The organism is Streptomyces sp. JW3, assembly GCF_052216785.1.
GTDB lineage: Bacteria > Actinomycetota > Actinomycetes > Streptomycetales > Streptomycetaceae > Streptomyces.
The window spans coordinates 1-852 of record NZ_JBQOUX010000249.1 but is presented as its reverse complement, the minus strand read 5'-3'; the positions used below and the strand labels follow the sequence as shown (position 1 = coordinate 852).

Here is an 852-nt window from a genome sequence, read left to right as displayed (position 1 = left end):
AGACGTCGTCTCATTTGGCCTGTTCGATAGTCTGGCGTCGTGGGGATCGTTGAGCGTCTGGTGCCAGATGAGTTGTGGGAACTGTTCGAGCGGGTGGTGCCGCCCGCTCCCTCGCGGCCGCAGGGCGGTGGCCGCCGGCGGTACGGAGACCGTGAAGTTCTGGCGGCGATCATCTTCGTGGCCACGTCGGGCTGTACTTGGCGGCAGTTGCCTCCGTCGTTCGGGCCCTCGGGGCCGACGGCCCACCGGCGGTTCAGCGAGTGGAGCAAGGCCCGGGTCTGGGCCAAACTGCACCGCCTGGTCCTGGACGAACTGGGTGCACGCGGCAAGCTGGACTGGTCTCGCTGTGCGATCGACTCGGTGAACATGCGGGCCCTGAAAGGGGGGAGCTGACGGGTCCGAATCCTGTAGACCGGGGCAAGAAAGGGTCGAAGATCCACTTGATCACCGAGCGGACCGGTCTGCCCCTGTCCATCGGCATCTCAGGCGCGAACCTGCACGACAGTCAAGCCCTCGAACCCCTCGTGCGAGGCATCCCGCCGATCCGCTCCCATCGCGGACCGCGCCGACGCCGGCCCGCCAAGCTCCACGCCGACAAGGGCTACGACTACAACCACCTGCGACGTTGGCTCCGCACACGCGGAATCCGCCACCGCATCGCCCGCAAAGGCATCGAGTCTTCCCAACGACTCGGCCGGCACCGCTGGACGATCGAACGCACCATGGCCTGGCTTGCCGGCTGCCGTCGACTGCACCGCCGCTACGAACGCAAAGCCGAGCACTTCCTAGCCTTCACCAGCATCGCCTGCACCCTCATCTGCTACCGCCGACTCACCAAATGAGACGACCTCT

1 protein-coding gene is annotated in these 852 nt (G+C 66.3%); it reads left to right on the top strand.

The window, feature by feature from the left end; genetic code table 11:
- Positions 1 to 45 precede the first annotated feature (45 nt).
- A protein-coding gene (locus ACTT8P_RS38345) for an IS5 family transposase (RefSeq protein ID WP_442836410.1) occupies positions 46 to 842 on the top strand; the annotation gives its coding sequence in 2 pieces (ribosomal slippage) (positions 46 to 381 and positions 384 to 842; 795 coding nt in all).
- Positions 843 to 852 lie beyond the last annotated feature (10 nt).